We start from the raw sequence: 19,940 nt of genomic DNA, 5'->3' as shown, positions 1-19,940 counted from the left end.
TCTCCTTCTTATAAAAATTGCTGCGGTTCATGGTCAATGCTAAGACGAAGCTCGCTATTTTCCCGTTCTTGAGTCAAGGCTAAGACCTGATTGAGAGTCTGTCCCAGCTCATCTTCTAAACGGTATTTAATCAAAATCTGGTAATGATAGAGGTTGTGGGTACGGGCGATGGGTTTTGGTGTTGGTCCAAGGATTTTACTAGTTTCCGACAAACCTGAGCGCAAAATTCCCATGACTTCATAGGCACGTTTGACAACCTCTTCTTCTTTCTTGTGAGAGAGGGTAATCCCAATAGTGAAATAGTAAGGCGGGTAGCCGAGTTGGCGCCTGATACTCATTTCATAAGCGTAAAAGCCTTCATAGTCCTGATCTTTGGCAAAACGAATGGCATAATGCTTAGGATTGTAAGACTGGATCAAGACCTGCCCAGCCTTTTCTGCACGACCTGCACGGCCTGCCACCTGGGTTAAGAGCTGAAAGGTTCTCTCAGAGGAACGGAAATCTGGCAGATTTAAGGCCGTATCCGCATTGAGAACTCCGACTAGGGTCACATTTGGAAAATCCAAGCCCTTAGCAATCATCTGAGTGCCCAGTAAGATATCTGCTTCCCCTCGGCCAAACTGGTCAAGAAGAGCTTGGTGACTGCCTTTCTTGCGAGTCGTATCCACATCCATCCGTAGAATGCGGGCCTGAGGAAAGAGCTCTGCTAGCTCATCGTAGGCTTTCTGAGTCCCTGTCCCATAGTAACGAATACTGCGACTCTGACAGTTGGGACAGACATGAGGAATTCCTTTGGAAAAGCCACAGTAATGGCAGTTCATGGTCTTGGTATCCATGTGGAGAGTCAGAGAAATATCGCAGTTGGGGCAGCTATCTACCGTCCCACACTCTCGACACATAACAAAGCTAGAATAACCCCGACGGTTGAGCATGAGGACTACCTGCTCTTTTTTATCCAGACGGTCTTGGATGGCCTCTAGCAAAGGAGGCGTAAAGTTTGACGTCTCATTCTGCCCGATGTAGTCCCGAAAGTCAATCACTTGAACCTCAGGAATAGTGGCTAAAGGATTGGCCCGTTGGGTCAGACGTAAGTGTTGATAGACACCTTTTCCAGCCCGCGCACGGCTTTCTAAGCTCGGTGTCGCTGAGCCGAGGACTAGGGCTGCTTGATTGTACTGGGCCCGTAAGATGGCTACCTCTCTGGCATGATAACGGGGATTGCTGTCTTGTTTGTAGCTAGCTTCATGTTCTTCATCGATAATCATGACACCTAAATTTTTCAGAGGAGCAAAGATGGCTGATCTGGCACCAACCACTACTTGGGCATCGCCACGTTCAACCTTGCGCCATTCATCGTACTTTTCACCATTGGACAGACCTGAGTGAAGAATAGCCACTTTCTCACCAAATCGAGCAATAAAACGCTCCGTCATTTGTGGCGTCAGAGAAATCTCAGGTACCAGCAAAATGGCCGTCTTGCCCTTATCCAAGGCCCCTTGGATAATCTGCAAGTAAACCTCCGTTTTCCCACTTCCTGTAATTCCTTGAAGGAGGAATGGAGGCTGTTGACTGCCAATAGCACTGACAACGGCATCACGCGCCTGTCTTTGTTCAGGATTCAATTCCAAAGGTTGGCTGACTTCAACGCCTTCAAAATAAGCGGCTGAGCGTTGCACTTCCTTTTGGACTATAGACACAGCACCTTGTTCCACAAAGAAGTTGACTTGCTCCCGCGAGTAGGAATCTAACAAACTAGCCAGAGGAGCACTCTTAGGATGAGACAGCAAATAGTCTCTGAGTTCTGCCTTTTTCTTAGCACGCGCAGAAATCTCAATCTGCTCTAGCTGAGTGGCATCAACTTCATACCAAGACTGGGTCTTGACCTTCTTTTGATCGACTGCCTGGTATTCTAAACGGAGTAGACCTTTTCTCGTCAAGCGCATCATCTCAGCTTGCTTAGCAAGGTCTAGAGAAGAAAAGGCTAGCGAAGCTTCTGAACCAAACAAACGCTCTTTGTCTGCCTGACTCAGACCTTCCAGAGGATAGAGAATCTTATCATAGCTAGAGTTTAAAAATCCTGGCAACATGGCTTTTAGAATGGAGATTTTGTAAGAAAAGACAGACTTGCGTAACTCCTCAGCCAGCCAGAGTTGCTCTTGAGTGAGAACCGGGGAAAAATCTAGCACCTCCGCAATCTCCTTCAAGTCCTGATCAGCCACCTCTTCATCCGACTGGGACTCCATACCTAGCACAATCCCTTGGATCAAACGATTGCCTTTGCCAAAAGGAACATGGACCCGCATACCGACTTCCAGCATCTCTACAAATCCCTCAGGGACCTTATAACTATAGGGCTGGTCTGTCTGCATCAGTGGAACATCCACGATAATCTTTGCGATTGCCATCTTCTCACCTCCTCCTTGTCAGTAAATTCTTGCAATAGAAAAAATAAGATTGAGTCCCCCCAACCTTAAATTTTTTCACCATCTTCTTTTTCTTTAGCGATTTGCTCTTTGATTTTCTTTTCTTCTTCTTCTTTGCGGCGTTTTTCTTCTTCGATACGGAGACGAACCGCTTCACGTTTTCCTTCTGGATCTGGGTGAATGGTTACATTTCCTGACTCGATTTCTTCCAAAGCGCGAAGAGTTGATTTTTCAGACTTAAACTCTTGAGTTGCTGGCGCGCCTGCTTCTAGTTCGTGGGCACGCTTTGCTTCCAAGATTACGAGTGAATATTTTGATGGTACCTTGTCAAGTAAGGTATCAATAGAGGGTTTTAACATCATTTGCTTGTACCTGTTTCCTATAGTTTATCGAGTAGTTGGAGATTTTGGTAACATCTCCTGGTAGTGACCAATAACACGGTCCACACGGAAGTGTTCTGCTTCGATCACACGCTTGACACGTTCAGCAGCGAGGGGCACCTGATCGTTGACAATGGCATAATCATACTCACGCATGAGGGCAATTTCTTCCTTGGCTTTTTCGATTCGTTGGGCAATCACTTCAGCGCTATCTGTTCCACGACCTACCAAACGATCTTGCAATTCATCCAAATCTGGTGGCGTTAAAAAGATAAAAACAGCATCTGGAACCTTTTTCTTAACCTGAAGGGCTCCCTGCACTTCAATCTCAAGAAAGACATCGATTCCCTTGTCCAGAGTTTCGTTGACATAGGTCAGAGGAGTTCCATAGTAGTTACCGACATATTCTGCATATTCCAACATCTGACCTTGACGAATCAGTTCTTCAAACTCTTCACGAGTACGGAAGAAATAGTCCACTCCGTCCACTTCACCAGGACGTTGCGCACGCGTCGTCATCGATACAGAGTATTGAAATTGATTCTCAGAACTCTCAAAAATCTCTCTTCTAACCGTTCCTTTCCCAACTCCTGAAGGACCAGAAAAAACGATTAGCAAGCCTCGGTCTGCCATTATGTCTCCTTTAGTTAGTCTGTGAAATTCTCTCGGATAGTGATGATAGCATCAGTTATCCTTCTACAGTCTTTCTATCTAGTGTAACAAAAAAGCAGTAATTTTTCAACTGCTCTTTCTTATTTATTTAGCATAATCTACTGCACGAAGTTCGCGGATCACGGTTACCTTGATGTTTCCTGGGTAATCGAGATTGTTTTCAATTTTCTCACGAACTTTGTGAGCCAAGATTGTGACTTTGTCGTCCTTGATTTGTCCTGGATTAACCATAATACGAATTTCACGTCCTGCTTGAAGGGCAAAGCTATTTTGCACTCCTTCAAAGCCATTGGCGATTTCTTCCAAATCGTGGAGACGTTTGATATAGTTTTCAAGAGACTCGCTACGAGCACCTGGACGCGCTGCACTCAAGGCATCTGCTGCAGCAACAATCACTGCAATGACGCTTTCGGCTTCGACATCGCCGTGGTGGCTAGCAATGGTATTCACCACAACTGGGTGTTCCTTGTACTTACGAGCCAACTCTGTACCAATCTCAACGTGGCTACCTTCAACCTCACGGTCGATAGCTTTCCCGATGTCGTGAAGGAATCCAGCACGACGGGCAAGAGCTGCATTTTCACCAAGTTCACTGGCGATGATACCAGATAGCTTAGCAACCTCAATCGAATGACGCAAGACATTTTGTCCATAAGAAGTACGGAACTGTAAGCGTCCCATAATCTTCATCAAGTCTGGATGAAGGTTTGGCGCACCAATCTCATAGGCAGCAGCCTCACCGTATTCACGGATCTTATTGTCAATCTCTTGACGGTTTTTCTCAACCAACTCCTCGATACGAGCTGGGTGGATGCGGCCGTCCTTGAGCAACATTTCCATGGTCATACGAGCAATTTCACGACGAATCGGATCAAATCCTGACAAGGTTACCACTTCTGGCGTATCGTCGATGATCACATCGACCCCTGTCAAACTTTCAAAGGTACGAATATTTCGACCTTCGCGTCCGATAATGCGCCCCTTCATGGTATCATCTGGTAGGTGAACTGTTGAGTTTGTTGACTCTGCTACATAGTCACCAGCGATACGCTGCATAGCCTGAACCAAGATATCTTTCGCAATCTTGTCTGAACGTTCCTTCACTTCTTGCTCAGCCTCACGAATGCGACTAGCAATTTCCTTGGTCAAGTTTTCCTCTGTCTGAGCCAAGATAATATCTCGAGCCTCAGTTTGGGAAAGAGAGCCGATACGTTCCAGTTCAGCTTCTTTTTGTCTTTCGACTTCCTCTAATTGCTCTTCACGTGCATCAAGGTTTTTTGCTCTATCAGAAATACTTTGTTCTTTTTGTTCAAGTGTTTTTTCTTTGTTCGTCAAATTGTCGTCCTTACGGTCAAGGCTCGTAGCTCTCTCCGTCAAACGACTTTCAATTTGCTTGAGCTCCTGACGTTCTGACTTAAATTCAGCGTCCACTTCTTCACGGTATTTTCTGGCTTCCTCTTTGGCCTCCAATAGTGCTTCTTTTTTAAGAGACTTGCTTTCGCTCTTGGCTTCATTTAGCAATAAATCCGCTTCGCGCTCAGCTTGTCCTCGTAAATTAGTTGCTTCTTGTTCAGCATTTAGAAGCATCAACTCTGCAGCCTCTTGAGATGATTTCATCTTAGCTGAGATGCTGACATATCCAATGACTAAACCAATGATGACGGCAAAAACAGCAATCGCAAGTGTCATGATTTCCATGTTTTTACCTCATTAAATTTGTTTATCGAATGACATACATTCCTTAATATTCTATCATAAAAAACCGATTTCAAAAACCCAAAATAGAATATGAACTATTGAAATTTAGCTTGAAGTTCAGACAAAGATCTATTTATTTCAAAACTCTCTTGTATTAATTCATCTAATGGAATATGATTAATTTTAATTTGTTTATTTAACTCCATAGGCATGCAATATTTGATAAAATTCTGATATTTTATTTCTTCCAATTCATTCAAGTCTAAGTCATTCATTTGATAATTGTCTTTTATTCTATTGTTCAAAATATCATAATAAATTTCAACTAGACACTCCTCTTTATCAAAGCTAGAAGATTTACATTCTTTAAAATAAACATTTTTGTCTATTATAAACAGATTCCTTAGTCTTGCTTCCCAGAGACACGATAACAATTTAAAATAATATTTAAGTCCGAAAATATCAATAATTTCCGGATGTATTTCTTCCTCTGCAGTAAGTGAAGCATGCACAAAACTTAAACTTACAATCTTCTCTAACATCTCAAAATGAAAATATGCACCTGACTCATAGAACTTGTACCACTCATCTATTTTATAATTTCCTTCATAAGTGATATAAAATTTAAAAAATGATACTAGAATACTATCAGTTCCTATGCGTTCATTCATGCAATCAACAATATAATTTGATATCTTTCCACTAGAATATGGTGGAGGTTTATTCGCTCTATAATCACTCTCAATTATATTCGAAAGTTCTTCAATTGATTTCTGGAACTCTCTTAAACTTGGTTTTTTTACTTTTGAATCTTCGTTTTTATTCTGTGCAACTCTCTCATCTATATCTGCATAATAATTTTTATAAATTATCGCTAAAATCTTCCCAAAAATATCATCTTTCAACTTGCTCTTTTTCAAAATGTTATCAATGACTTCTTCTGTAGATACCATTCGATTATGATTCAGCTTAAATTTATGATTAATGAGTTTTTCCTTTGTTGACTTAATTTCCTCACTATTTAAAATGACAATAATTTTAAATCTTTTATTCTCAGAAAGATAGTCAATATAACCCAATAAATCATTATAATCTGAAGGGTTATCTGATGTTTCTGCATATGAAACACGCTCAAAATCATCAAAAATAATGATAGAATCTCGCTTCATCAAATCCGTTCCAACTGTTTTAAAGAACCATTTAAAAACTCCTCCAACAAGTGGAATAAAGTCCAAATTTCCGAGTATGGATTGTTTTTCTATTTCATTGATCAATATTTTCTCGGCTTGCTCTCTTGTTTTTATCCCAAAGCAGGAAATATAGTAGATTTCTTTCTTTTTGTAAATTTGATTTTCAAAAAACGTCTTTATAAAAAATGTTTTCCCACTCCCCCAAGAACCATCCAACCAGAAAACATTATGGATAGAATCTGAACTATTTAAAAACTCCACCAGATGGGCTTGATAAGGATAGCCCTCCAAGTCATATTCTGGAAATAACTCTGGATCCAGTTTTCCATAACTATCTATTTTAAAAATTATGTCTAAAAACCAGAATAGTATTGGTGGTATAGTCAGTGCTAACAATATTATTACACGATTCACATACAAAATTGAAATAATATCTTTTAAAAAATTATAATTAGATACAAATTTATAGATAGGTAAAGCAAAGCGTTTAAATTGTTCAATCTCCAGCGCAAGATATAGTACCCATATACTGGCTATAAATATTTTATACCACTCAACAACTCTAACATTACTACTCCATGATGGCCTTTTCAATAAATATTTCAATGGTTTGAAATTCAGAAAAAAATTAAAAATCCTCGTCATTATATTTTTCATATATACCCCTTTTAATCTATATCATCATGATTATACCACAAAATAAGAGTTATAAAGCGGATTCAAGGACAAAGATTGTAATCACTATACTAAATTTCTTTGCTGATTTTTTGCCTTAGGAAATCTGTCATTCTCCAAAAAATTTATCTTTAATTTATTAGCTAAAATTTCTAAAATAAAAAGCCTACCTTTCAGTAGACTTAGTAGTGATCTTTGAAGGACAAGAAAGCGATGCTATCTCCATCCATCATATAAATCAAGCGATTTTCTGCATCAATACGTCGTGACCAAGCTCCTTGATAATCATACTTGAGCGGTTCTGGTTTCCCAATTCCTGAAAAAGGATCGCGTTGAATATCCTTGATTAGCATGTTGATTCTTTTTAATGTCTTCTTATCCTGAGTTTGCCAATAGCAATAATCTGCCCAGGCATCTTCTGTAAACTTGAGCAGCATTTCTCACTCCTCAATAACATGGACCTGAGTACTTCCAGCTCGGACTTGAGAAATTCCTCGCAAGACCTTGTCAGAAAGCTCCTTGTTCTGAGCGATTCTCAAGGTTTCTTGAATACTATCCCACTCGCTCTTTGAAAGGACAACAATATCCTCATCAGGATTTTTATTGACCACCGTCAAAGGCTCAAATTCTTCATTTACCTTTTTCATGTAGTCTTTTAAATGATTTCGGAATGTTGAATAAAGAACTGCTTCCATAACCATACCTCATTTTACCTCTTTTCCACTATTATACACAAAAAGAAAGAAATTGTCAGGAACTTGTACAAGATTTTTCTTTTCTATCTATTTATTCGAAAATCTTCTAAAAAAGTCCACCTTTCAGTAGACTTAGTTTGTTTCTATTCTAATGGGCACCCTGCCGAAATTCTGCTCTGCGATGCTTGGCTGTCCTAGTTGGTAAATCTGGTCTGCCTTTTGCGTCATGGTATCCCAAGGTTCTTTGCCAATTCGGCTGACTAGTTGGACTTGGTCTTTCAGAGACTTGAGATGTTGTCTGCCTTTTTCGGTAAAACCAAGGACATGGATACCTTCTGGCAAGTCACTTTCTCTAGCTTGAACCAAGATATAAGTCAATAGGCGTCTGACACGCGCTTTTGTGTAACGTTTGGTCGCAACCGCCTCGACCAATTCCTCCACAGACTGGGCTGTTTTGATAGCATCCTTGATGCGCACAGCCATTTCTTGATTGACCTGATAGATGGCGGTTAGGTCTGGATTTGACAAGATTTGATAGCGGAGCAAGGGAAAATAGTCTTCCCAGCTCACCTTACTGGTCTGCTCAAAGAGGGCAAGAGAAGGCATAAAGCGTTCTAAGAAACCTTGGTCTGATTGATGCTGACGAAGGGCTGTCGCCGAGGCAAAGTCCACATCCTTATCCACAGAATGGTAACCCGCCCCCTGACGTTGAATTGGATGCAGGTTGACGTTTCGTCCTGCAATTGCCTTGGCATAAGCTAGAGCTAGAACATGATTGGGCGTATTGCCAGAAAAATCTAGATCTGCAAATTCCTGCCACATGGCTTGGGTTTTCTGGGGGTAGGAGAGTGAATCAGGCAGATTTTCCACAAAATTCTCCATCTCTCGACCGCACTCTGTGTATAAGTCAGCAATTTTCTGATAATCCAAAACTTCCTCTGTCCCAAAAGCTAGAGTATCAATACCCAAGCGAACCAAGATATCTACAGCTCCTTGACCAAAAAAATCTGCTGCCTGAACACTGACTAAAAAGGGCAATTCCACTACCAGGTCTGCTCCATTCTCCAGTGCCATTTGAGCCCGTGTCCACTTGTCCACGATAGCCGGCTCTCCTCGTTGCATGAAATTTCCAGACATGGCCACAATTTTCAACCCCTTCGTCTGCTCAAGCAGGTATTTGTGGCCATTATGAAAAGGATTGAACTCCGCGATAATACCTGTGATGGTCATGATGTTCTCCTACTTCTGCGCCACAAAAAACCAACGGGTAGTGGTTTCTGTTGGTTCCTTGTCCTCAAAGTCCGCAAAGAGTTTGAAGGACTTGAAACCAGCCTGTTCCAACAAAATATCATAGGTCAAGACTTCGTATGTTCGCTCCTCATGCACTTCATCGTGGCGACTAAAGGAACCGTCAGCCTCCTTGATAAAGAAAGTCAACTCATGCACGATGGAGTGAGGGGCTTCGTCCTCATATGTGTCCCAAAGCATGGCAAAATCTTCCGCATTTTCATGGTAGGAATAGCCTGGAAAAACTTCATCTGTCTGGTAGGTCGAATGTACGTCAAAGATGAATACTCCGTCTTCATTGAGGGCATTATACACTTCCTTAAAGACGTCTCCTACCTCGACCTCATCCTGCATGTAACAGATCGAGTCCGAATAACAAGTGACAAAATCATATTTCCCTGCCTTGGACAAATCCAGCATATTGCCTTCAATAAAGTCAATCTTTTGCTTGGCTGAAGTCGCTCTCTTCTCAGCAATCTTCAGCATATCCGCGCTCAAGTCAAGTCCTGTCACATCAAAGCCAGCCTGAGAAAAGCGAACAGACTGGATACCTGTTCCACAAGCCAATTCCAAAAGCTTCTTTCTCTCCTTGGTCTTAGGCAAATGACGTAGCGAAAAATCCGTCCATTTATCGTATAAACTATCATCCATGACCGCATCATAGACCGCCGCAAAGGTTTCATAAGTAGCCATAATTAAGATACAAAGAGCGTTAAAAGCAAGGAGAAAATAGGAAACTTTCTGCTGTATCGTCAGATACAAAGGAAGTTTATCTTTTTCTCGCAGCTTTTAGCTCGTGTTCAGTTTCGAGATGAACAAAACACGACGCCCTTTACCTTTCTATCCATTTTTTCTAAAATAAGCAAATAAAACCCAGTTGACTGCAACTGAGTTCGATTAAAGACAAAGTCTTTTTAAGACTTTCCTTAGGTGATTTCGGACGTCTGCGACCTTCTTCGAAGTTCCAAGACTTAGTTTTGAGCCTAAGATCTCAAAACTCCTGAGTTCTTGAAACATTAATATTTCAAGAACTTTTATCACAACGGAAAGTCTCGGCAATCTCTCACTTCTTACTCAAAATAAGAATAATCTCAATACATTGTCGAATTTCAAAGTAATTTCCATCCGAAGTTCAAGTCATCTTCTACGCCAAAGCTTCAGATAAATCTACTGACTCTGCCTCATGCCATAGTTTTTCTAGGTTATAGTGGGCACGCATTTCTTCTGAGAAGATATGCACAACAACACCGCCGAGGTCTAGTAAAACCCAGCCTCCAGCTGCATCACCTTCAACATGACTGCCTTTAAAGCCTGCTTCCGCTACTTTTTCACGGATATTATCTGCGATAGCGTCCAACTGACGGCTATTCATCGAGCTTGTAATGACAAAGTAGTCCGTCACGCTGGTCAAATCTTGTACGTCAAGTGCGAGGATATCCTCCGCACGTTTCTCATCAGCCGCTTTCACGACTAGTTCTAGTAATTCTTTTTCGTTCATTTAGTCCTCTTTCAAATAGTGCACATAGGCGTTATAGGTTGCAAGGGTTTGGGGATAGATAGGAAATCCCTGATGAGCTAAATGCTCCACAGTTCGCGCTGTTTCGTAAGCCACTGCCTTATTGAGCGATAGCACAGCAATCTCACGCGCCTGGTCCACTCCAGGGAAGGCACGATTATGCTCGATGTAGTCTGCTACATAGATAACCTTATCTAGGTCTGTCATCTGACCAGCCCCGACTGTATGGATTTCAATAGCTCGCAGGATTTCAGAATCATGCAAATCCAAATCTTCTTGAATCTTGTAGATACCAACCATCCCATGCCAGACATTGTTGCCCCAGTTCTTGAGGCCAAGATCTAGCTGATAACGGTCAATCAAGTCTAGAAATTCCTGATCTGACAACTTTTTAGCATAATCATGAAGAAGGCCTGCTAAACCTGCCTTCTCAACATCTACTCTAAATCGCTGGGCTAGTTCTATGGCTGCACGCTCTACACCTAGACAATGGGTTAAGCGTTTTTCAGGCAGAAGCTCTGCCATTTTTTCTAACAAAGCCTCACGGGAGCAATTGATATAGTCTTGATAGTCCATCAGTAGAGACCCTCCTTCTCGATGTAGTCTAGTACTGGCTGAGGTAAGAGAAAGTTGGGTTTCCGACCTTGGGCAAGGAAATCACGCACCATGCTTGACGAGATGTCCATGAGAGGCACATCTACCCAGATAACTGGATAGGAAGTTCCTGCCTTGTAGCGTGGGCGCTGAACTCCAACAAATTGAACCATGTCGACCAGCTCATCAATTCGGTACCACTTAGGTAGATAGTCCACCATATCAGCCCCGATAATAAAGTAATAATCGGTGTCAGGATGTTGCTCTGTCAAAATCTTCATGGTGTCGTAGGTGTAGGAAATGCCCTTGCGCTCTAGCTCAATGGTTTCAATGGCGAGGCCTTCAATCCCCTCAATCGCCAACTCAAGCATCTTGAGCCGATGGTACTCGGGGATGGTTTCCTTTTTATCTACATGAGGAGGTTGGTATTCGGGCATAAGCAGGACCTGATCCAGTCCCAACTGTTGTCGTACTTGGTCCGCCACAACAAGATGGGCATTGTGAACAGGGTTAAAATTTCCCCCTAAGATCCCGACTTGTTTGCGTTTTTTCTCCTTGATTTCTGGCTCCAACTCTACCTTGGTAAAGGGAGTCAATAATTCGATTGCCATAGGCTCGTCTTCCTTTAATTCTCTGTAAAAACAGTTGTTTGGAGTAGGGTTTTAGATTTCTTTAACTTTCTTAGAAATCTTGCGATTTTCTTTCTTGCTGGATTGCTTAAACAAGATCAAGATGCGTCCGATTTTTTGGACAGTATCTACACCAATTTCTTCTTCCAAGATTTCAGCTACTTCGTGGATGTTTTCATCTGTGTTTTGCAAGAGTGTGACTTTAATCAATTCTTGGGCGTCAAGAGCTTGACGGACGCTGGTTTTGATTTGGTCGTTAAGTCCATTTTTCCCGATTTGGATGATGGGTTTGAGAGTGTGTGCCTGGCTGTTGAGGAAGGCACGTTGTTTTGATGTTAATGACATAATTTCTTAAAAAGAGTTTCTTTTTATACTTTTCTAAAGTGGTGACGGACGTCAGCAAAGTTCTTCGAACTTTCATGACTAAAATTTGAGCCCAAGGTCTCAAATTTTCCGCAGTTGGTACAATCACTTGTACCAACTGACACCACGGCGAAAAGTATTCGTTATGGGCTCGCAGAGCTCGCCCGAATCCAGACAGCTCTTTCCTTTCTGTGTTTAAATGATTGCTTTGCGTGTGACGACGGCGACGCCTTCTGGTGCCCAGACGGCGACTTTGGCAGTGCCTGTTACGCGGATCCAGCCTAGTCCTGAGATGACCAGGTCGGTTTTGTCCTTGATGGTAAAGACATGTTGGACTAGTTTTGGGAAATCTTCTTTTTCCTTGCTATTTGGTGGTGTGAGAAGGGTTCCGAGGTGCTTGTCATAGAAGGCACTAGCGCTTTCAAGCTTGGTACGGTGGAGTTTGAGTTCATTGTCAAAGAAAGCAGTAAATCCTTGCTTTTCTCCTGATATAAAGTCAAATCGTCCGAGACCTCCTAAAAACAGGGTTTGTTCAGGATTGAGCTGATAGGTTTTGGGCTTGATTTCCTTTTTAGGGCTGACATACTTGAGGTTTTTAGCAGTCAAGTAGTGGGCCATCTGGTGGCGGTGGATGATCCCCGGTGTATCGTAGATATAAGATCCGTCATCAAGAGGAATCTCAATCTTGTCCAAGGTTGTCCCTGGGAAGCGTGAAGTCGTGATGACATTCTGGTCGCCCGTGATTTCTTGGATAATGGCATTGATAAGGGTTGATTTTCCAACGTTTGTCACGCCAACGACATAGACATCGCGTCCCTTACGGTAGTGTTCAATCTTGTCAATGACTTCCTTAATGGCATGCTTATTCTGAGCCGAAGTCAGGACGACATCCACTGGACGAAGTCCTTCTTCGTGGGCACGCTCCATGAGCCACTGGCTAATCTTGCTCGGTTTAACTGACTTGAGCAGAATATCTTTTTTATTTCCGACCAAGAGGACATCATTGCCCGATACAAAACGTGGCAAGCCTGGGATGACAGAGCCATTAAAGTCAAAGATATCAATGACATTGACCACCAAGGCATCACTGTCTCCCACCTCGTGCAAGAGTTTGAGAAAATCATCGTCCGTCAACTGGACATCTGTGATTTCATTGTAATGGCGGAGACGGAAACAGCGTTGACAATAGACTTCGCCAGTCTCCAAACCTTTTTCAAGTGCCGACTGGGGAGTAAATCCAAGACCAGCCTTGTCTGTCGTCTGAATGGTTGCTCCACAACCAATACAGAGAATTTCTTCCATAGTTAGATTCCTTTTTTATATGTAATCGGTCCGTACTTTTCAGTAATTTGCTTCATGACACGGCGCTCGCGAGCCCGGTTGATTTGCGTTTTGATAGAGTCATGTTGGACCAAGGGTTTGACCAAAATTGAGCGAATACCTGCACGATGCGCTGCCCGAATATCTGTCATGAGCTGGTCACCAACCATGACCACTTCATTTTTCTCATAGTGGAATTCCTTCATGGCACGGTCAATCCCAAATGTGAAAGGCTTCAAGGCCCAATAAACGTAATCAATCCCAAATTTCTCAACTGCACGTTGAACCCGTTTTTTGGTATTATTTGAGACTACGATGATGCGAATGCCCGCGTCCCGAAGGTCATGTAGCCATTGCTTCATCTCTGGCGTCCCATCAGGGTTGTTCCAAGCAATGAGGGTATTGTCCAGATCGACCAAAACAGCCTTGATCCCCTGCGCCTGCAGGCTTGGGACTGTCAGATCATAGACTGCTTCCACAGCAAAATCTGGCATATAGTTTTCAATCGCCATTCTGGCTCCTTTTCTTTTTAATTTCTAGCAATTTTCTTTAAACATTGAGCTAAGACTGCCCATAAAATGAGACTAGCTATCAAAATATAAATCCAAGCATTTGGTTCATCTGTAAACGGTAAGGGAACATTCATTCCGAAAAATCCTGTAATAACCGCAAGGATAGCTAGCAAGACTGAGATAATTGTCAAAGTTGTCAAATTATCATTCAGATTATTATTTAGGATGTTGTTGTAAGAGGCTGAGAGTTGTTGTAAGACTTGAGATATTAAGTCTGTCATTGAAACCAACTGATGGGCTTCAATCATAGCATCGTCAAACTGCTCTCTTTCTACCTCATTAAGATTGCGATAAAGAGCATGCCCTTGAATGTGTTCCAAGAGGAGACGATTTTGTTTAGCAGCAGCTGTCAGGTAAACCATACCAGTTTCCAAGTCAGAGAGGGCGAAAAGATTTTTTTTAGTTGTTTTTTGACGAAGAAGTGCACTGATTTCATCCTTACTTTTATCCATCTCTTCAATAACTGGATAGTAAGCATTGCTAATAATCTCTAAACTGGCAAAAAGAAATTTGTAGATTGAAATAATTTCATGGCTTTCAAGGTAGGTTGCCATGCGTTTAATCACATAAGTATTCTTGTGATTGCTGATAGTAATCAGCCGTTGTTTTTCAACGATAAAGGTCATCGGAATCGCTTCATAATATTCTTTGTCTTTTTCTAAATCAAGAACATTATAAATAAAGGTTACCGTCTCCGTTTCACGGTTATAATCCATGTGGGCTCGTTCATTTCTATCCAGAGCATACTCGATGGTTTCCTTGTCCAATCCATAGATGTCAGAAAGATCTTCCATATTTTTAATCTTATCCACATCAAGGTCTATCCAAGTACGATCGTGACCTAATTTTTTCTCTACAAATAGCATACTCTCTCCTTTACCAAACTCCTTCTATTGTACCACAAATCTGCTAAAATAGTCGGACTATTCAGTACGGGATAAATTACTAACAACGGTAATATTGCGGTTAGGAACAAAGTGAAGGGCTTGATCGTCACCTCGCAGTTGTGTTGTACGGATTCCTACACTAACGACCTTTCCAGAAACGGTAATCGGTCCGTTTGTGAGGACCACTTCATCGCCCACATCGAGCTGGCGTTCAAAGAGGATGAAGAAGCCATTAATGACATCGGATAGAAAACCTTGCGCCCCCATCCCAATGGCTACACCAGCAATCCCCGCACCGGCAAGCAAACTAGAAACCGGTAAGCCTAAAATAGACAGGATGCAGTAGATCAAAAAGAAATAAAGAATGTAGTTAAAGACATTCTCCAGCAAACGCGAGATGGTCTTTTGTCTTCCTGCATCTCGATTTGAAAATTTAAGTGAGGGCTTAACAATCTTTCGTACAGTCGCATGAAGCATCTTTTTAGCTATATAAAATAGCAGAAACAAAATCAAAAGAGAAATCACCTTGGTCAAGAGATTCTCTAACATGGTTGTTAAGTCAAGTCTATCAAAATAGCGTTGAAAAAAATCTTGCATATAAAACTCCTTTTCCCTATTATACCATAAAATCGTCGTTCTCTTTTCTTTCATAATTATTCAATTATCGTTCCTGTTTTCAAAATATCACTTGCCTCTATAGCATATTTATACTATAATTATAAACAATACATTTTGAAGGAGACTGATATGAAACGAATCATTAGAGCCTGGACAAAGGCAAGCCTTATCAAACGAATCCTTATTGGAATGATTTTTGGAGCGACATTGGGGATGCTCTTTCCAAACCTTACAGGAATTGGTCTGCTTGGAGACCTCTTTGTAGGTGGACTGAAAGCCATCGCTCCTATTTTGGTTTTTGCCCTTGTTGCCAATGCCCTTTCCCAACACCAAAAGGGACAAAACACCAATATGAAGACTGTTATTTTCCTATACTTGCTTGGAACCTTTGCTGCTGCATTGGTGGCCGTTCTAGCTAGTTTCTTACTGCCTGTTCAAATCACCCTGACCAGTGCAAATACTGAAGTCGCTGCTCCTGACGGTATCGGTCAAGTCCTCAGCAATCTCTTGCTCAAACTGGTGGACAATCCCCTAAATGCTATTGTCGAAGCCAACTATATCGGGATTCTCTCTTGGGCAGTCGTCTTTGGTCTGGCTATGAGAGAGGCAAGTAAACACAGCAAAGAATTACTGAAAACCATGGCGGATGTCACCTCTAAAATCGTGGAATGGATTATCAACCTAGCTCCCTTTGGAATTTTAGGCTTGGTGTTCAAGACCATCTCAGACAAGGGCATCGCCAGTCTGGCAAACTATGGTGTCCTCCTAGGACTTTTGATTACTACCATGGCCTTTGTTGCTCTCATCGTCAACCCACTCATCGCCTTTCTTTTTATGAGGAAAAATCCCTATCCCCTTGTTTTGAAATGCCTACGTGTCAGTGGTATTACAGCCTTTTTCACTCGTAGCTCTGCTGCCAATATCCCGGTCAATATGAAACTCTGCCAAGACCTGGGACTGAATCCTGACACCTACTCTGTCTCCATCCCGCTTGGTTCGACCATCAACATGGCTGGCGCTGCCGTTACCATTAACATCTTGACTCTGGCTGCGGTCAATACATTAGGGATTTCGGTAGATTTTGGGACTGCTTTTGTCCTCAGCCTAGTGGCTGCCATTTCTGCCTGCGGAGCTTCTGGAATTGCTGGGGGATCCCTTCTCCTTATCCCAGTAGCTTGTAGCCTCTTTGGGATTTCAAATGATTTAGCCATGCAGGTTGTCGGAGTCGGTTTTGTGATCGGTGTCGTGCAAGACTCTTGCGAAACAGCTCTGAATTCTTCTACAGATGTTCTCTTTACGGCAGTTGCAGAATATGCTTCAAATCGAAAACTTCGTCTCTAGTCTCTGATTTCTCGTTAAACACTTGATTCTATTAGTTTAGGAAATTTTCATGTCTATCACCCAACGTACGACAAAACTAGTCTTGGCGACCTGTCTCGCTTGTTTTCTCGCTTATTTCTTAGATCTGTCATCAGCTATTTCAGCTGGCATTATCGCCCTCTTAAGCCTTTCCGACACGCGCAGAAGTACGCTGAAATTAGCACGTAACCGCCTCTTTTCCATGCTCTTAGCGCTCGCTATCGGCGTTCTAGCCTTTCAGCTGACAGGCTTTTACATCTGGAGCCTAGGCCTCTATCTGGCTCTCTATGTTCCTCTAGCCTATAAAATGGGCTGGGAAATCGGCATCACGCCTAGCAGTGTCTTGGTCGGTCATCTCTTGGTACAGGAGTCTACTTCCCCAGAGCTCTTGCTTAATGAAGTGCTCCTCTTTCTCATCGGGACAAGCTTTGCTCTATTGGTCAACCTTTATATGCCCTCTCGTGAGAAAGCCATCCAAAGCTACCACCTTCAGGTCGAAGAAAAGTTAAAAGACATCCTGCTTCGTTTTAAATACTATCTGTCAAGAGGAGACGGACGCAACCAAGCCCAACTCGTTGACCAATTAGACAAGCTCCTCGATGAAGCTCTCAAACTGGTCTACCTGGATCACTCGGACCACCTCTTTCACCAGACGGACTACCACATCCACTACTTTGAGATGAGGCAGCGACAAAGTCGCATCCTACGAAACATGGCTCAGCAAATCAACACTTGCCAGTTAGCAGCAAGTGAGAGCTTGATTTTGGCCCAGCTCTTTGCTAAGATTGCTGCCCAGCTAAGCCAGACCAATCCTGCTCATGACCTACTTGATGACATCGAACGCTATCTGCAAGTCTTCCGCAATCGGAGTCTCCCTAAAACACGCGAGGAGTTTGAGACCCGTGCTACCCTCCTGCAGCTACTACGCGAAGCCGAAACCTTCATTCAGGTCAAGGTCAATTTTTATCAGAAATATGGAAACTAGAAAAACCTCAGAAGAATTCACGTACCATGATTTCTCTGGGGTTTTTAATTTACCTTTGACTTCAATTACCTTTACTATATGAAAAAATCCACGAATCAAAAACATTCGAGGACTTTTCTTACGACGTATTTAAGCAAAATGCCATACTGATTAGTAGATACCGATTATTTTCGCTGATGAGTTAGTAAGTCAGGTTACTAGCCAACTTTCTACCCGTTATGACGGCAAAACCCACGAATCGATAATATTCGTGGATTTTTCCTAGTGAAGCGTTTAGGTAAGCCGATTTTACACTACGACACGGAGTTTGGCAAATCGATTCTATTTGCCAAACGTAGTTAGTAAGGCAGTTAGCTAGTTCGCCAAATAGCGACTAGCGTCCAACAATTAGGAACTTTAGTTCCAATTGTTGGTGCTGAGTTACATTTTTTCCTCCAACTCTACGTCTGGATACTTGTCCGCAAACCAGCGGAGGGCAAAGTCATTTTCAAAAAGGAAGACTGGCTGGTCGAAACGGTCTTTTGCCAAGATATTGCGGCTTGATGACATGCGCTCGTCTAGGTCCTCTGGCTTGATCCAACGAACGGTCTTTTTACCCATTGGACTCATGACTACTTCTGCATTGTACTCGCCTTCCATGCGGTGCTTAAAGACTTCAAACTGGAGTTGTCCGACAGCTCCTAGCATGTACTCACCAGTTTGGTAATTCTTGTAAAGCTGAATGGCTCCTTCTTGCACCAATTGTTCGATACCCTTGTGGAAGGATTTTTGTTTCATAACGTTCTTAGCAGAAACTTTCATGAAAATCTCAGGTGTAAAGGTTGGAAGGGGTTCAAATTCAAACTTGTTTTTTCCAACCGTCAAGGTGTCTCCAACCTGATAAGTACCGGTATCGTAAACCCCGATGATATCACCTGCTACGGCATTGGTCACATTCTCACGACTTTCTGCCATAAACTGAGTCACATTCGATAGTTTGGCACCCTTACCAGTACGAGGCAGATTGACACTCATACCTCGCTCAAATTCACCCGATACGATACGGACAAAGGCGATACGGTCACGGTGACGAGGATCCATGTTGGCTTGGATTTTAAAGACAAATCCTGAGAAATCCTTGTCATAAGGATCCACAATTTCGCCATCTGTTTTCTTGTGGCCATGTGGTTCAGGAGCAAACTTAAGGAAGGTCTCAAGGAAGGTCTGAACCCCAAAGTTTGTCAAGGCTGAGCCGAAGAAGACTGGTGTTAATTCACCCGCTAAAATAGCTTCTTCTGAAAACTCATTCCCAGCTTCTTGAAGGAGTTCGATATCGTCCTTAACCTGAGCGTAGAAAGGATTGCTTCCAAAAAGCTTATCCCCATCTTCTAGACTGGCAAAGCGTTCATCCCCTTTATAAAGCTCCAAACGTTGGTTATAGAGGTCATACAATCCTTCAAAAGCTTTCCCCATCCCGATTGGCCAGTTCATTGGATAGCTGGCAATCCCCAATACTTCTTCTAGCTCTTGCAAGAGGTCCAGTGGCTCACGGCCATCACGGTCTAGCTTGTTCATAAAGGTAAAGACTGGAATTCCACGGTGCTTCACAACCTCAAACAATTTCTTGGTTTGGGCCTCGATACCCTTGGCAGAGTCCACGACCATGACCGCAGCATCCACCGCCATCAAGGTACGATAAGTATCTTCTGAGAAGTCTTCGTGCCCTGGTGTGTCGAGGATGTTCACGCGCTTGCCGTCGTAGTCAAACTGCATAACAGATGACGTGACCGAAATCCCACGTTGTTTCTCGATATCCATCCAGTCAGACTTAGCAAAAGTCCCTGTTTTCTTCCCTTTTACCGTACCAGCCTCACGAATCTCACCTCCAAAGTAGAGCAACTGCTCAGTGATGGTTGTTTTCCCGGCGTCCGGGTGGGAGATGATAGCAAAGGTACGGCGTTTCTTTATTTCTTCTTGAATAGTCATAAGTTCTCTTTCTTTGATTTTCTATTTTTAGTTGTTTCAGTAGTTAAGAATGATTTTTACATTGGATTTTACTATTCCTTTCAACTCTTCATTATATCGGATTTTGGGGAGT

At 42.5% G+C, this 19,940-nt stretch carries 20 protein-coding genes; 2 read left to right on the top strand and 18 right to left on the bottom strand.

The genetic code is table 11. From position 1 onward, the window contains the following. Positions 1 to 8: 8 nt before the first annotated feature. The 17 genes from M1F56_RS01910 to M1F56_RS01830 all read right to left on the bottom strand — a co-directional run bounded on the left by M1F56_RS01910 (position 9) and on the right by M1F56_RS01830 (position 15,498). Positions 9 to 2,405, bottom strand: coding sequence for a primosomal protein N' (locus tag M1F56_RS01910; RefSeq protein ID WP_247916682.1), 2,397 nt, complete (start codon positions 2,403 to 2,405; stop codon positions 9 to 11). A 65-nt stretch (positions 2,406 to 2,470) separates the two neighbouring features. Beyond that, on the bottom strand, positions 2,471 to 2,785 hold the full coding sequence (rpoZ, locus tag M1F56_RS01905) for a DNA-directed RNA polymerase subunit omega (protein WP_002874282.1): 315 nt from the start codon (positions 2,783 to 2,785) through the stop codon (positions 2,471 to 2,473). A 24-nt stretch (positions 2,786 to 2,809) separates the two neighbouring features. Then, positions 2,810 to 3,436 carry a guanylate kinase gene (gene gmk, locus M1F56_RS01900; protein ID WP_000775041.1) on the bottom strand — a complete coding sequence of 209 codons (627 nt, stop codon included), beginning with the start codon at positions 3,434 to 3,436 and terminating at the stop codon, positions 2,810 to 2,812. A gap of 123 nt (positions 3,437 to 3,559) precedes the next feature. Continuing rightward, a complete protein-coding gene (locus tag M1F56_RS01895; protein WP_000404958.1) occupies positions 3,560 to 5,173 on the bottom strand; it encodes a ribonuclease Y in 1,614 nt (537 codons plus the stop codon). A gap of 95 nt (positions 5,174 to 5,268) precedes the next feature. Next, positions 5,269 to 7,020, bottom strand: a complete 1,752-nt coding sequence (locus M1F56_RS01890) for a P-loop NTPase fold protein (RefSeq protein ID WP_247916681.1) — start codon at positions 7,018 to 7,020, stop codon at positions 5,269 to 5,271. Positions 7,021 to 7,220: 200 nt separating this feature from the next. Next, a complete protein-coding gene (locus M1F56_RS01885; RefSeq protein WP_084917783.1) occupies positions 7,221 to 7,475 on the bottom strand; it encodes a Txe/YoeB family addiction module toxin in 255 nt (84 codons plus the stop codon). 3 nt (positions 7,476 to 7,478) lie between these two features. Continuing rightward, positions 7,479 to 7,733: a type II toxin-antitoxin system Phd/YefM family antitoxin gene (locus tag M1F56_RS01880; protein WP_172844178.1), complete on the bottom strand. Its 255-nt coding sequence runs from the start codon at positions 7,731 to 7,733 to the stop codon at positions 7,479 to 7,481. Between the two features lie 132 nt (positions 7,734 to 7,865). After that, the gene (locus M1F56_RS01875; RefSeq protein WP_247916680.1) at positions 7,866 to 8,963 is read right to left on the bottom strand and encodes a nucleotidyltransferase; all 1,098 of its coding nucleotides are present in this window, start codon (positions 8,961 to 8,963) and stop codon (positions 7,866 to 7,868) included. 9 nt (positions 8,964 to 8,972) lie between these two features. Continuing rightward, entirely contained in the window at positions 8,973 to 9,713 is a 741-nt protein-coding gene (locus tag M1F56_RS01870) for a class I SAM-dependent DNA methyltransferase (protein ID WP_084937440.1), read from the bottom strand. A gap of 451 nt (positions 9,714 to 10,164) precedes the next feature. Next, entirely contained in the window at positions 10,165 to 10,518 is a 354-nt protein-coding gene (gene rsfS / locus M1F56_RS01865) for a ribosome silencing factor (RefSeq protein WP_033583417.1), read from the bottom strand. Further along, on the bottom strand, positions 10,519 to 11,112 hold the full coding sequence (gene yqeK, locus M1F56_RS01860) for a bis(5'-nucleosyl)-tetraphosphatase (symmetrical) YqeK (protein WP_247916679.1): 594 nt from the start codon (positions 11,110 to 11,112) through the stop codon (positions 10,519 to 10,521). Next, on the bottom strand, positions 11,112 to 11,741 hold the full coding sequence (locus M1F56_RS01855) for a nicotinate-nucleotide adenylyltransferase (protein ID WP_049477881.1): 630 nt from the start codon (positions 11,739 to 11,741) through the stop codon (positions 11,112 to 11,114). Before M1F56_RS01855 ends, yqeK begins: the two co-directional genes overlap by 1 nt. A 51-nt stretch (positions 11,742 to 11,792) precedes the next feature. Beyond that, positions 11,793 to 12,104, bottom strand: coding sequence for a ribosome assembly RNA-binding protein YhbY (yhbY, locus tag M1F56_RS01850; protein WP_247916678.1), 312 nt, complete (start codon positions 12,102 to 12,104; stop codon positions 11,793 to 11,795). Between the two features lie 213 nt (positions 12,105 to 12,317). Next, positions 12,318 to 13,424, bottom strand: a complete 1,107-nt coding sequence (gene yqeH / locus M1F56_RS01845) for a ribosome biogenesis GTPase YqeH (RefSeq protein ID WP_247916677.1) — start codon at positions 13,422 to 13,424, stop codon at positions 12,318 to 12,320. Positions 13,425 to 13,426: 2 nt separating this feature from the next. Further along, positions 13,427 to 13,954: a YqeG family HAD IIIA-type phosphatase gene (locus M1F56_RS01840; protein WP_006153778.1), complete on the bottom strand. Its 528-nt coding sequence runs from the start codon at positions 13,952 to 13,954 to the stop codon at positions 13,427 to 13,429. 17 nt (positions 13,955 to 13,971) lie between these two features. Beyond that, positions 13,972 to 14,880, bottom strand: a complete 909-nt coding sequence (locus M1F56_RS01835; RefSeq protein ID WP_000899718.1) for a magnesium transporter CorA family protein — start codon at positions 14,878 to 14,880, stop codon at positions 13,972 to 13,974. A 57-nt stretch (positions 14,881 to 14,937) separates the two neighbouring features. Then, positions 14,938 to 15,498 (bottom strand): mechanosensitive ion channel family protein, encoded by a 561-nt coding sequence (locus M1F56_RS01830; protein WP_084937357.1) that lies wholly within the window; start codon positions 15,496 to 15,498, stop codon positions 14,938 to 14,940. Between the two features lie 150 nt (positions 15,499 to 15,648). Here M1F56_RS01830 and sstT point away from each other — a divergent pair, with 150 nt between their 5' ends. Continuing rightward, the gene (gene sstT, locus M1F56_RS01825; protein ID WP_247916676.1) at positions 15,649 to 16,860 is read left to right on the top strand and encodes a serine/threonine transporter SstT; all 1,212 of its coding nucleotides are present in this window, start codon (positions 15,649 to 15,651) and stop codon (positions 16,858 to 16,860) included. Positions 16,861 to 16,909: 49 nt separating this feature from the next. Beyond that, on the top strand, positions 16,910 to 17,863 hold the full coding sequence (locus M1F56_RS01820; protein WP_247916675.1) for an aromatic acid exporter family protein: 954 nt from the start codon (positions 16,910 to 16,912) through the stop codon (positions 17,861 to 17,863). 420 nt (positions 17,864 to 18,283) lie between these two features. Here the strand turns inward: M1F56_RS01820 and M1F56_RS01815 are convergent, their stop codons facing one another. Beyond that, positions 18,284 to 19,828 (bottom strand): peptide chain release factor 3, encoded by a 1,545-nt coding sequence (locus M1F56_RS01815; RefSeq protein WP_247916674.1) that lies wholly within the window; start codon positions 19,826 to 19,828, stop codon positions 18,284 to 18,286. Between the last annotated feature and the right edge of the window lie 112 nt (positions 19,829 to 19,940).

Source organism: Streptococcus oralis (genome assembly GCF_023109005.1).
Lineage (GTDB): Bacteria > Bacillota > Bacilli > Lactobacillales > Streptococcaceae > Streptococcus > Streptococcus oralis_BU.
The sequence above is the reverse complement of the archived record's forward strand: the minus strand, read 5'-3'. Positions and strand labels throughout refer to the sequence as shown.

Bases quoted from the DNA above. Each gene is read 5' to 3' on its own strand.
- M1F56_RS01910 (WP_247916682.1), bottom strand. From the start codon at position 2,405: ATGGCAATCGCAAAGATTATCGTGGATGTTCCACTGATGCAGACAGAC.
- rpoZ (WP_002874282.1), bottom strand. From the start codon at position 2,785: ATGATGTTAAAACCCTCTATTGATACCTTACTTGACAAGGTACCATCA.
- gmk (WP_000775041.1), bottom strand. From the start codon at position 3,436: ATGGCAGACCGAGGCTTGCTAATCGTTTTTTCTGGTCCTTCAGGAGTT.
- M1F56_RS01895 (WP_000404958.1), bottom strand. From the start codon at position 5,173: ATGGAAATCATGACACTTGCGATTGCTGTTTTTGCCGTCATCATTGGT.
- M1F56_RS01890 (WP_247916681.1), bottom strand. From the start codon at position 7,020: ATGAAAAATATAATGACGAGGATTTTTAATTTTTTTCTGAATTTCAAA.
- M1F56_RS01885 (WP_084917783.1), bottom strand. From the start codon at position 7,475: ATGCTGCTCAAGTTTACAGAAGATGCCTGGGCAGATTATTGCTATTGG.
- M1F56_RS01880 (WP_172844178.1), bottom strand. From the start codon at position 7,733: ATGGAAGCAGTTCTTTATTCAACATTCCGAAATCATTTAAAAGACTAC.
- M1F56_RS01875 (WP_247916680.1), bottom strand. From the start codon at position 8,963: ATGACCATCACAGGTATTATCGCGGAGTTCAATCCTTTTCATAATGGC.
- M1F56_RS01870 (WP_084937440.1), bottom strand. From the start codon at position 9,713: ATGGCTACTTATGAAACCTTTGCGGCGGTCTATGATGCGGTCATGGAT.
- rsfS (WP_033583417.1), bottom strand. From the start codon at position 10,518: ATGAACGAAAAAGAATTACTAGAACTAGTCGTGAAAGCGGCTGATGAG.
- yqeK (WP_247916679.1), bottom strand. From the start codon at position 11,112: ATGGACTATCAAGACTATATCAATTGCTCCCGTGAGGCTTTGTTAGAA.
- M1F56_RS01855 (WP_049477881.1), bottom strand. From the start codon at position 11,741: ATGGCAATCGAATTATTGACTCCCTTTACCAAGGTAGAGTTGGAGCCA.
- yhbY (WP_247916678.1), bottom strand. From the start codon at position 12,104: ATGTCATTAACATCAAAACAACGTGCCTTCCTCAACAGCCAGGCACAC.
- yqeH (WP_247916677.1), bottom strand. From the start codon at position 13,424: ATGGAAGAAATTCTCTGTATTGGTTGTGGAGCAACCATTCAGACGACA.
- M1F56_RS01840 (WP_006153778.1), bottom strand. From the start codon at position 13,954: ATGGCGATTGAAAACTATATGCCAGATTTTGCTGTGGAAGCAGTCTAT.
- M1F56_RS01835 (WP_000899718.1), bottom strand. From the start codon at position 14,880: ATGCTATTTGTAGAGAAAAAATTAGGTCACGATCGTACTTGGATAGAC.
- M1F56_RS01830 (WP_084937357.1), bottom strand. From the start codon at position 15,498: ATGCAAGATTTTTTTCAACGCTATTTTGATAGACTTGACTTAACAACC.
- sstT (WP_247916676.1), top strand. From the start codon at position 15,649: ATGAAACGAATCATTAGAGCCTGGACAAAGGCAAGCCTTATCAAACGA.
- M1F56_RS01820 (WP_247916675.1), top strand. From the start codon at position 16,910: ATGTCTATCACCCAACGTACGACAAAACTAGTCTTGGCGACCTGTCTC.
- M1F56_RS01815 (WP_247916674.1), bottom strand. From the start codon at position 19,828: ATGACTATTCAAGAAGAAATAAAGAAACGCCGTACCTTTGCTATCATC.